Source organism: Frankia sp. CgJB1 (assembly GCF_977947065.1).
The window spans coordinates 1-9,929 of sequence record NZ_CDWTNB010000149.1; the positions used below are offsets into that span (position 1 = coordinate 1).

Here is a 9,929-nt window from a genome sequence, read left to right on the forward strand (position 1 = left end):
GGCCGGGCCGGCGGGATCGGCGGCGGCGCCGCTCCCGCCGGCCGCCGCTCCGATCAGCGCCGCCGGCCACCCGGCCCCCTGCCGTGCCGGGACGGCCGCCGCCTCCTGAACCGCATCGTGGCGCAGGCCGAGCCGGCTGAACGCGAACTCGGCCGCATAGCCGAGCATCGCCGTGGCGTACACCGCCTCGCCGCTGCCAAACAGATGATCGGAAAGGCTGGCTACGCCCTCGTTGACCGCCATCAGTGCTCCCGTTCGCTGGCGCTCGACACGGCATCGCCGGCTGCGGTGCCACCCGGTTCGGTGCTACTCGGTTCGGTACTGCCCGGTTCGGTACTGGCGGGTTCGGTACTGGCGGGTTCGGTACTGGCGGGTTCGGCGCCGCTCGATTCCGAGGCGGTCGGCACGGACCGGTCGGTGCCGGCAAGCCCGGTGGCCTCGCGGACCAGGGTCGTGAGCTGGGCCAACTCGACGGCGAACCCGTCGGCGTCGGAGCGGGACAGCCCGCCGATCTCCACCGTGCACCCACCGGCGGCCGCCGGCCGGGCCCGCACCCAAACCCGGCGGCGGCGCACCCGGAGACTCGCGATCAGCCCGACGATGATGAGGACCGCGAAGAGCAACGCCTCGCCCTTGAACGGGTCGGACTTGACCTGGAAGGTGGCGAACTCGGCCACGCTGTCGGCCTCGAGGCTCATCCCGCCGGGCAGCCCGGTAAGGGTGCGCTGCCGCGGGTTGTCGAGAGCCAGGACCTGCGCGGTGCGCTCGCTGCCCGCCGGGCCCGTCATCGTGATCTGGCGCATGTCGCGGGTGTCGACCGTGTAGACGTTCTGTGGAATGCCCTCGTTGAGATGGAGGTTGCCGACGAACCCCGTGATCGTCAGACCGGGCGCGCGGGCCGCGGGGAACACGGAGACGTATCCCTGGGTCGGGTCGAGGCGGGTGGTCGGCGTGAACACGCCGCTGAAGGCCAGCTGCTGGGGCTCCTTGCGGACACCCAGCGCGGGCAGTCCGGTGTCGGGGATCTTGACGGTGCAGGTTGAGGTGAACATGCCGTCCCGCGGGGTACACGGCACGTTCGACTCCCAGACGACCTTGCGCGCGGCGTCGCGAAGCACAAAGTGCGGGGCGAATCCATGCCCGATGAGGTAAATCTTGGCATTGCCGATCACCAGCGGATGGTTGACGCGGATGGTCGCCTTGCGGGTCGGGGCGTTCAGCGCGGCGGCATACGTGACGTCGGCGCGGAAGTCGGACGGCTGGCCGCTCGGCTGGAACGTGGCATTGAACCGGTCCAGCGTGAGCGAGAACGGGCGCAGCTTCGCGGTGTCGACGCGCTGACCAGCGTTGAACTGGTCATAGGAGATGATCGTATTCGCGAATCCACTCCCGGAGACGACGAGCACGGTCCCGGAGTATCCGTACCAGGAACCGAAGCCCACCGCGGCGAGCAGCCCCACCAGGGCAATGTGGAAAACGAGGTTACCGGTCTCGCGCAGGTACCCCTTCTCCGCGGCGACGGAGTGGTCGGCGGTCCCCTTCGCGTCGCGGGCCTCGCCAGCCGTGGCCGTGACCCGGAAGCGCCGTCGGCGCAGCGCCTGCCGGGCGGCCGCCATCGCGTCGCCGGGCTCCATCGGACTCGTCCAGGCGCTGCCGCCGGGCAGCCGGCCGGGCCGGGCCGGGGCCTTCGGCGGCGCGGTGAACAGCGCCCTGGCATGCCAGCGGATCCGGGACGACAGGCAGCCGATCAGGGAGATGAACAGCAGCAGGTAGATCGCCGCGAACCAGGACGCGGCGAAGACGTCGAACCCGGAGAACCAGTCGAGCAGCGGACCGAGGGTGGGGTGGTCGGCGAGGTACTGCTCCACCCGCATCGGGTTGATGGCGCGTTGCGGCAGCAGCGATCCGGGCACGGCGGCCAGGGCCAGCAGGAACAGCAGCAGCAACGCGGTGCGCATGCTGGTGAGCTGGCGCCAGGACCGGACGGCGAGGGCAAGGGCCGGATGCCGGGTGAACCGGCCACCGGCGCCGGGGGCGCGCCCCGGTCCGTCGGTCGGCGCGCCGGGGTCGCCGGGGTCGCTGGGCGACGGACCGGCCGCGCTGTCCGGCGGGTCGAACGCCTCGGGGGCGGCGACGCGGGCGTCGGCATGCCCCTCGGGCAGGCGGCGCGAGCTGGCCGCCACGCCGGAGTCGAATCCCGCGGACTCGATGGCGGACTCGAGGCCGGACTTCTCGAGGCCGGACTCGGCCTCGACGGTGTCGCCGGGTTCGACGTCGACGGACCCGGCGGCGAGTGGCGCGGGATCGGCGGCTCCGGACGCAGGCGCGAGCCGGGCGTTCGAACGGGTTGAGGAGGTCACAGCGGCGTCTCCGAGAAGCCGGGGGCGTAGGGCCGTAGGTTCGCAACCAGGTCGGCCCATTCCCCCGTGAGTTGAAGCACGCCGACCGTGACGAGCAGCATGCCGCCGAGCAGGGTCAGGATGCGGGTATGCCGTCGCAGCACCCGCAGGGCGCCGACGGCACGTCGGAAAGCCAGTCCGACGGCGAGGAACGGCAGCCCGAGCCCGAGGCAGTACACCGCGGAGAGGAACGCTCCCCGCTGCGCCGTCGCGCTCGTCACCGCCAGACCCAGGACGGCCGACAACGTCGGGCCGAGGCAAGGTGTCCAGCCGATCCCGAAGAGCACCCCCAGCACGGGCGCGCCGAGCAGGCCGGGCGCCGGCAACCGGTGGATGCGCCATTCCCTGTTCGCCCAGGACAGCCGGGAGAACACGCCGGCGAACGCGAGTCCCATCACGATAGTGACAACCCCGAGAACCTGGCTGACGCCAACCTGATGGCGGGTGAGCCACTGCCCGAGCCCGCCGAAGGCCGCGCCGTAGGACACGAAGACCGCGGTGAAGCCGAGCACGAATAGACCCGTGCCCGCGGCGACCCGCCCACCCGCGCGCAGCCGGTACAGCCGCGGCCCGGGCGACCCGGTCCCCTCGTCGTCCCGGGCGAGGTCACCAGAGATCGCCCCGCCACCGGAGACCGCCGCCCCGCCGGCCACCACAGCCCCGCCGGCCACCGCCATGCCCGGCACCGCCGACACCGCTACGGACACCTCCGGCACCGCCGGTGCCCGGCCCGGCGGCCCCCCCGGGGTGGCGGCAGCTCGCCTCGAACGATCCTGAAGCTCCGCCCCGGACAGGCCGGTGACGAAGCTGAGATAGCCCGGCACCAGCGGAAGGACGCAGGGGGAGAGAAAGGAGAGCAGTCCCGCGGCGGCGGCGACCGGCGCGGCGAGCAGGACCGGCCCGTCGGTGATGAGCCCGACCACGCTCACCGCGAGTTCTCCGCCCCGGGGCTCACCGCGGGTTCTCCGCCCCGGGCGAACGGCGCCCGCTCACGCCTCGGCCCGCAGACGGCTCAGCACGGGCTTCAGGTCGTCGGGCAGCACACCACCGGTGAACCGGGCCGCGATCCGCCCGTTCTGGTCAAGCACGAACGTCGACGGGAGGCCGGGAGCGACCGGCCAGCCCGCGGCGAGGGTGCCCAGCTTGTCGACGATGCTCGGGTAGGACTTGCCGTAGTCCCGCGCGAAGGCCTTCGCGCCGGAGACGGTGTCCTTCTCGTTGACACCGAGGAACGCCACCGTGGGGTTGTCCTTGGACAGCTGGACCAGGCCTGGCGTCTCCGCGCGGCAGGGAGCGCACCACGAGGCCCAGAAATTGATCACAACGATCTTCCCTCGGTAGGACGCGAGGTCGAGGGAGGTCCCGTCGAGGGTCTTACCGGACAGGGGGGGCGCGGGATGCCGGTTTCCGGGAGCGGCGAAGTCCTGCCCGGCCGCCTGCTGGACGAAGCCGTAGCCCCCGTCACCGGTGGCGTCGACCGAGTTCGCCCCGGGGGAGCAGGCGGCCAGCAGCCCGGCCGCCACGAGCGCCACGGCGGCCGGGGCGACGCATCCCGCCCGGCGGACACGGCGGGCCGACCGGGCCCGGCGCATCCGCCGCATCGGGGCAATGCCTGTCACCAGCGTGCCCGAACTGTCATCCGACGCGGACCGCCATCCCTTCTCCGCCACGCGAACCAGTATGTGCCCTGCCCCTTCCCACCCGGGAACCTGTCTACGACCAACTGTAGAACTCAACTCAGGGTAGGTGGCGGGGCCGCGAGACGCGCATGGGCTTCTCGACAAAGGACACCTGTGGGCTCCATGCCAGGCGGGCACCGTTCTGTCGCCGGGCAGGCACCGTTCCGCCGACGTCACCGGCCGCCGGCCACCGGCGGGACCGGGAGCGGACGGTAACCGCGGATCTGAAAACGGGCCGTAACGGGGACACTCCCGGGGAAGGCGGTTTCGGCCCGCCGGCGCAGCTGGTCGGGCGCACGATGATGGCCGGTCGGGCCCATCAGAGCCAGGTCGACGATCTGGTCGGTGTTCAGCGTGAGCGGAACGTCGACGCGCTCGACGATGATCGGCTCGAACCGTCCGGTGGTTCGTTCGTCGAGCCGGTCGCTCTTGCCCGCCTGTATCCCGACGAGTCCGAGCGGGCCGTGCAGCTCGGCGAGATGGCCCGGTCCGGGGGTGACGACGATAAGCAGCCCGTCGGGGCACAGCACCCGGTGCATCTGGGCCAAGTTGCGCGGCGCGAAGACGTCGAGGAGCACCGCGACGGCGTGGTCGGCCACCGGCCAGGGGGCGGCGACGTCGAAGGAGACCGCGCCGATCCGGGGATGGGCACGCGCCGCGCGACGCAGGGCGTACTTCGAGACGTCGACGGCGATGCCGACCGCGTCCGGCCGCGCACCGACCACGCCGGCGAGATGGTGCCCGGTCCCGGCACCGATGTCGAGGATCACCCGACCGGGCAACCCGGATAGCCCGGATGACCCCCCGGGGACGGGATGCGCGATCTGGGCCAGTCGGGCGGTGAGCGGCCCGTAGTGGCCACCACCGAGGAAGGACTCCCGCGCGGCGACCATGACGGCGGTGTCGCCGACGACCCGCCGAGTCCGGCCGGTGCGCAGGTTGGCATAGCCGCTGCGGCCGACGTCGAAGTCGTGCCCGGCGGGACAGCGCAGGGATCTGTCCGCCCGGTGCAGCGCGTCGCCGCACACGGGGCAGCGCAGGAACGGCAGCACGGCCCGCAGGGACGCGAGGGCGGGCGGGACAGCGACGACGGGCGGGACAGCGACGGCCGGCGCCGGTGACTCGGGACCGGTGGAGTTCGTCAGGCGCCGACCGATCCAGGCGTGTTCGCGGTCAGCCCGTTCGGCTCCGCATACTGGACGCCGACGAGCTCGGACTCCCGGTAGACGGCCGTGGTGACGCTCGCCAGCCCACACTGCCGCCGGTCGGGACGGTGCCAGAGGGGCACCCCCTCCAGGGCACGCCGAGCCGTCCAGACCGGAAGCTGATGGCTGACGAGCACGACATGCCGACCGGGGTGGGCATCGCGCCATTCCGCGACGGCCACGAGCATCCGCGCGACGATCTCGTCGTACGGTTCGCCCCAGGATGGGCGGAACGGATTGAGCAGCAGGCGCCACAGGGCGGGGTAGCGGACCACCGCCGGGCCGGCCTCGAACGTTCTGCCCTCGAAGGCGTTGCGGCTTTCGATCAGCCGCGGGTCGGCCTGGACGGCGAGTGCGTGCGCCGTGGCGATGGGCGCGGCGGTCTGCTGAGCACGATCCAGCGGACTCGCGACCACGGCCGCGACGTCCAGCTCCGCAAGGAACTCCGCGGTGACTTTCGCCTGCTGCTGGCCCTTGTCGGACAACCGGAACCCCGGCAGCCGGCCGTAGAGGATCTTCTCCGGGTTGAAGACCTCGCCGTGGCGGACCAGATGCACCCGGGTCAACGGAGCCGGCTCCGTCATGCCCGCCCCTCGGGAGAGGCGGAGACGGTCACCGGTTCGGGTACCGCCGCGGCGGCACGTGCGGCCGCCGGTGCCGCCGCGGCGATCCGCTCCACCGTCTCGTCATCATGCGCGGCCGAGACGAACCACGCCTCGAACGCCGACGGCGGCAGGTAGATCCCGGCGTCGAGCATGCTGTGGAAGAACGCCGCGTACCAGGCGGTGTTCTGCGCCTGGGCACCGGCGTAGTCGACCACGGTGGCGGCGTCGGTGAAGAAGAAGCTGAACAGCGATCCGGCGCTGCTCGGCAGGTGGGCCACACCCTCCTCGGTCAACGCGGTCGAGACGATCCCGGCCACGTCGGCGGCGCGGGTGTCGACAGTGGCGTAGACCTCGTCGGTGCAGGCCCGCAGAGTGGCGAGTCCGGCGGCGACGGCGATCGGGTTACCCGACAACGTGCCCGCCTGGTACACCGGGCCGGCGGGTGCGAGCCTGGCCATCACGTCCGCCCGCCCGCCGAAGGCCGCCGCGGGCAGCCCGCCGCCCATCACCTTGCCGAAGGTGAACAGGTCCGGCGACCAGTCCTCGATCGCGCCCTCATTGCCCCACCAGCCGGCGCGTGAGACGCGGAACCCGGTCATCACCTCGTCGAGGATGAGCAGCGCGCCGTGGATGTCGCACAGCCGGCGCAACCCGGCGTTGAAGCCGGGCAGCGGCGGGACGACCCCCATGTTGGCGGCGGCGGCCTCCGTGATGACCGCCGCGATCGTCTCACCGCGCTCGGCGAAGACCGCCTCGACCAGCGCGAGATCGTTGTAGGGCAGGACGATGGTGTCCGCGGTGGCGGCGCCGGTGACTCCCGGGGTGTCCGGCAACCCGAGGGTCGCCACTCCGGAACCGGCGGAGGCGAGCAGCGCGTCGACGTGCCCGTGGTAGCAGCCGGCGAACTTGATGATGCTCGACCGGCCGGTGAAACCCCGGGCCAGCCGCACGGCGCTCATCGTCGCCTCGGTGCCGGAGTTGACCAGGCGTACCTTCTCGACCGGGCCGACCCGGTCGACGATCAGCTCCGCGAGCTCCACCTCCCCCGGCGTGGGGGTGCCGAAGCTGGTGCCGGCCGAGACGGCGCGCGACACCGCCTCGACGACGGCCGGATGGGCATGGCCGAGGATCATCGGCCCCCACGAGCACACCAGGTCGACGTAGGTACGCCCGTCCGCATCGGTCAGATAGGGGCCGTTGCCCGCCACCATGAAGCGCGGCGTGCCGCCGACGGCACGGAAGGCTCGGACCGGAGAATTGACCCCACCGGGAACAACACGCTCGGCGCGCTGGAACAGCTCCTCGGATGCCGGCGCGGCAGACGGAACCACCATGCCCACGATCCTCGCAGGTCGGCCCCGCCTCCCGCGCTCCACGTGTCCGGTAGCACGCCGCGTCCCCCTCCGCGGTCCGTGGTCCGTTGTTGACCGACCCGCCACCAGCGCTGGAAGCCACCGCTGAAAGCCACCGCTGGACGGGGGTCTGCCCCGGCCGCCCACCGACGGCGGCTCGTGCGCCCGGTCCTCCCCCGGACACCTGCGGCCGTCGATCAGCCGCTGTCCCTCCCAGGCCCCGACCCCTCCCAGGCCCCGGCGTTCGGCGATCCACCGCCGGTCGGCCCGATCTCGATGAGCGAGGACTACAGCAAGGGCTACAAGGAAGACGACGTTGCCCTGGTGCTGCTTGCCCTAATGGTGCCCGGTGCGCCGCCCACACGACCCACTCCAGCCAATGATCATTTCGACTACTCCGAGCTCACCGGGCCGGCGGTCGTCGAACGGAAGAACCCCATCTTGACCACCGATCCGCCACCGCAGCTCTGGGCGATCCTTGACGAAGCCGCAGTGCGCCGCATGGTCGGCGGACCCGAGGTGGCGCGCGCCCAACTCGCCCACCTGATCGACGTGTCCCACCGTCCCGGGATCACGACCCAGGTGCTCCCGTTCCGCTCGGGGGCACACGCGGGCCTGAGTGGCCCGCCTACTGGCGGCGGAACACGGCATCCGACAGTTCCTGGGCATCGAAACGGGACTGCCACCCCCGAATCTGCATGAGGTCGCCCAAGGGGTCGCACCCGAATCACGGATTCTCTATGTCGACAACGACCCAGTCGTATTCGCAGAGGCTCCAGGCTTCTGACCAGCGTCTTTGGGCAATCGGACCGGTCCCTGGTCCGCACCCGAGTTGCACATGCCGCACGGCTCGGACGCCGTACACCGACCACCGCACCGCCGGACCGTTACCGACCCGATCCAGCTCCAGAGAAACTGCGGTAGCACGGCTCGCCGTGGCCTCCTCCCCGGCGTCGTCGAGCCAGCAAGGGGCTATGATCATGGTGTTGCGCGGCAGGACCTTCGGATCCAGCAGGCTTGAGAGGAGGCGCGATGATTCAGGATCGCGGCCGTTTCGACCTGTCCCTGTACAGCGTCGCCGAGGCGGGCCGGCACCTGGGCGTGCCGACGTCGACCTTCGCGACCTGGGCCTACGGCTACACCAGGTACGCACCGGGCCGCGCCCCGGTCCATGGTGAGCCGATCGTCACCGTGCTGCCCCGTCAGCGCCATGGCACGGCCGTCGTGCCGTTCATCGGGCTTGCCGAGGGGATGATCCTGGCAGCCATCCGAGCCGCTGGAGTGCCGCTACAGCGGATCCGCCCCGCGTTGGCCCGCCTGTCCGAGCAGTTGGGGATCGAGCACGTCCTCGCCTCACGCGCCCTGTACACCGACGGTGCCGAGGTTCTCTACGACTTCGCCGAGAGCCAGGGCGACACGCCCGAAGCACGTGGAGCCCGGGAACTAGTCGTGGTGCGCAACGGGCAGCGGGTGTTCGGGGAGATCGTCGAGTCCTACCTCCGGCTGGTGGAGTTCGCCTCGGACGGCTACCCCCGGCTCATCCGGCTACCGCGGTACGAGCCCGGCTCCGTCATCGTCGATCCCCACCGTGGCTTCGGCCAGCCGATCTTCACTCACGGCGGCGCCCGCGTCGAAGACGCCCTGGGCCGCTTCCACGCCAGCGAAGCACTCGCCGAGGTAGCGGAAGAATTCGGCGTGCCTCTCTCTGATCTTGAAGGCGCCGTCCGTGTCGCAAGCAAAATCGCCACCTGATGACTCGACAGATCGCCACCCTGCCGGGCTTCCGCACGTCTTCATCGACCGCAGCCTCGGCCGCATCGCCGTCCCCCGGTTACTCCGAGACGCCGGGCTACGGCTGATCACGCTCGCCGAGCACTACGGCATCCCACAGGACGAGGACATCGCGGACGTCACCTGGATCGAGGACACGGCCCGCCTCGGCTGGGTCGTGTTCATGAAGGACGCGCGTATCCGCTACCGCCCCGCCGAACAGGAAGCCGTCTGACACATCACGCGCGATGCTTCTACATAACCCGGCAGGACCTACCGGGTGCTGCGATGGCACAGTGGCTGCTCTCGAACCTGCCCGCGATCACGACCGCCTGCACCGAAGCAGGCCCTTTCATCTACGCCGTCCACGCCACGGAGATCCGCAAAATGGACATCAGCTCACCCCAGCCCCGGTAGTGCCTCCTCACCCACCATCGACCGGAGTCGCACCATCCGTGATTCAGGTAGACGCCGGTTAGCCGCGTCTTCCGTCGCTTGATATGTACAACCAAGGGGTGGTACCGATCGTCCTTGGGCAGGCCTTGGGCTTCTCACCAGCATCTTTAGGCAGCCGGCCGGCCCCTGGTCCGCACCCGTGTTGCACACGCTGCACGGCTCGGACGTAGTACGCCGGCCACCGCACCGCCAGACCCTCGTTCACGACGCCGTCTCCGAAACAGCCCCGAAGAAGCCGAAGGCGGTCTAGTACGGTCACGTAAACCGGGACTGTAAAACCAACTTGACAGACCCCTCGCTGTGGCGGTGGAAGTTGACAGGCGTGACCGGTCGAGAGCCTCGCCGGCCGCGCCTGCCCTCTTGAGTGCCTTCGACTGGTTACGTTCGACGTGCGGTGAGGATGAGCCTCAATGCCGCTTCCACTAGTTGGATCTTGATGGTCGTCGGTGTGTCGGTTCCGGCT

Annotated in this window: 9 protein-coding genes and 3 pseudogenes; 5 read left to right on the top strand and 7 right to left on the bottom strand. The window is 71.0% G+C overall.

From position 1 onward, the window contains the following. The 7 genes and pseudogenes from AC08OT_RS15605 to hemL form a co-directional block, all read right to left on the bottom strand. Positions 1-243: pseudogene (locus tag AC08OT_RS15605) on the bottom strand (c-type cytochrome biogenesis protein CcsB); the annotation flags it as partial. Then, complete coding sequence (resB, locus tag AC08OT_RS15610; protein ID WP_476602964.1) at positions 243-2,360, bottom strand: cytochrome c biogenesis protein ResB; 2,118 nt, start codon at positions 2,358-2,360, stop codon at positions 243-245. The pseudogene AC08OT_RS15605 and the gene resB, both read right to left, overlap by 1 nt. Then, on the bottom strand, positions 2,357-3,328 hold the full coding sequence (locus tag AC08OT_RS15615; protein ID WP_476601382.1) for a cytochrome c biogenesis CcdA family protein: 972 nt from the start codon (positions 3,326-3,328) through the stop codon (positions 2,357-2,359). The genes resB and AC08OT_RS15615 overlap by 4 nt, the downstream gene beginning before the upstream one ends. Positions 3,329-3,388: 60 nt before the next feature. Further along, the gene (locus tag AC08OT_RS15620) at positions 3,389-3,991 is read right to left on the bottom strand and encodes a TlpA family protein disulfide reductase (protein ID WP_476602967.1); all 603 of its coding nucleotides are present in this window, start codon (positions 3,989-3,991) and stop codon (positions 3,389-3,391) included. Between the two features lie 260 nt (positions 3,992-4,251). Next, positions 4,252-5,130 carry a putative RNA methyltransferase gene (locus tag AC08OT_RS15625; RefSeq protein ID WP_476594587.1) on the bottom strand — a complete coding sequence of 293 codons (879 nt, stop codon included), beginning with the start codon at positions 5,128-5,130 and terminating at the stop codon, positions 4,252-4,254. An 89-nt stretch (positions 5,131-5,219) separates the two neighbouring features. After that, complete coding sequence (locus AC08OT_RS15630; RefSeq protein ID WP_476602965.1) at positions 5,220-5,867, bottom strand: histidine phosphatase family protein; 648 nt, start codon at positions 5,865-5,867, stop codon at positions 5,220-5,222. Then, on the bottom strand, positions 5,864-7,222 hold the full coding sequence (gene hemL / locus AC08OT_RS15635) for a glutamate-1-semialdehyde 2,1-aminomutase (RefSeq protein ID WP_476594586.1): 1,359 nt from the start codon (positions 7,220-7,222) through the stop codon (positions 5,864-5,866). The genes AC08OT_RS15630 and hemL overlap by 4 nt, the downstream gene beginning before the upstream one ends. Before the next feature lie 357 nt (positions 7,223-7,579). On the opposite strand from hemL, the pseudogene AC08OT_RS15640 reads away from it, so the two are divergent. The 5 genes and pseudogenes from AC08OT_RS15640 to AC08OT_RS15660 form a co-directional block, all read left to right on the top strand. Continuing rightward, a pseudogene (locus tag AC08OT_RS15640) lies at positions 7,580-7,807 on the top strand (Scr1 family TA system antitoxin-like transcriptional regulator); the annotation flags it as partial. Positions 7,808-7,859: 52 nt separating this feature from the next. Beyond that, positions 7,860-8,015 (top strand): annotated as a pseudogene (locus tag AC08OT_RS15645) (SAM-dependent methyltransferase); the annotation flags it as partial. Between the two features lie 257 nt (positions 8,016-8,272). Then, a complete protein-coding gene (locus tag AC08OT_RS15650) occupies positions 8,273-8,992 on the top strand; it encodes a hypothetical protein (protein ID WP_476602966.1) in 720 nt (239 codons plus the stop codon). Beyond that, the gene (locus AC08OT_RS15655; protein ID WP_476596515.1) at positions 8,967-9,245 is read left to right on the top strand and encodes a PIN-like domain-containing protein; all 279 of its coding nucleotides are present in this window, start codon (positions 8,967-8,969) and stop codon (positions 9,243-9,245) included. Before AC08OT_RS15650 ends, AC08OT_RS15655 begins: the two co-directional genes overlap by 26 nt. A gap of 53 nt (positions 9,246-9,298) precedes the next feature. Continuing rightward, complete coding sequence (locus tag AC08OT_RS15660) at positions 9,299-9,427, top strand: hypothetical protein (protein ID WP_476596516.1); 129 nt, start codon at positions 9,299-9,301, stop codon at positions 9,425-9,427. Positions 9,428-9,929 lie beyond the last annotated feature (502 nt).

Excerpts from the sequence above, each read along its gene's own strand:
- hemL (WP_476594586.1), bottom strand. The coding sequence starts at position 7,222 with ATGGTGGTTCCGTCTGCCGCGCCGGCATCCGAGGAGCTGTTCCAGCGC.
- AC08OT_RS15630 (WP_476602965.1), bottom strand. The coding sequence starts at position 5,867 with ATGACGGAGCCGGCTCCGTTGACCCGGGTGCATCTGGTCCGCCACGGC.
- AC08OT_RS15650 (WP_476602966.1), top strand. The coding sequence starts at position 8,273 with ATGATTCAGGATCGCGGCCGTTTCGACCTGTCCCTGTACAGCGTCGCC.
- AC08OT_RS15660 (WP_476596516.1), top strand. The coding sequence starts at position 9,299 with ATGGCACAGTGGCTGCTCTCGAACCTGCCCGCGATCACGACCGCCTGC.
- AC08OT_RS15620 (WP_476602967.1), bottom strand. The coding sequence starts at position 3,991 with ATGCGCCGGGCCCGGTCGGCCCGCCGTGTCCGCCGGGCGGGATGCGTC.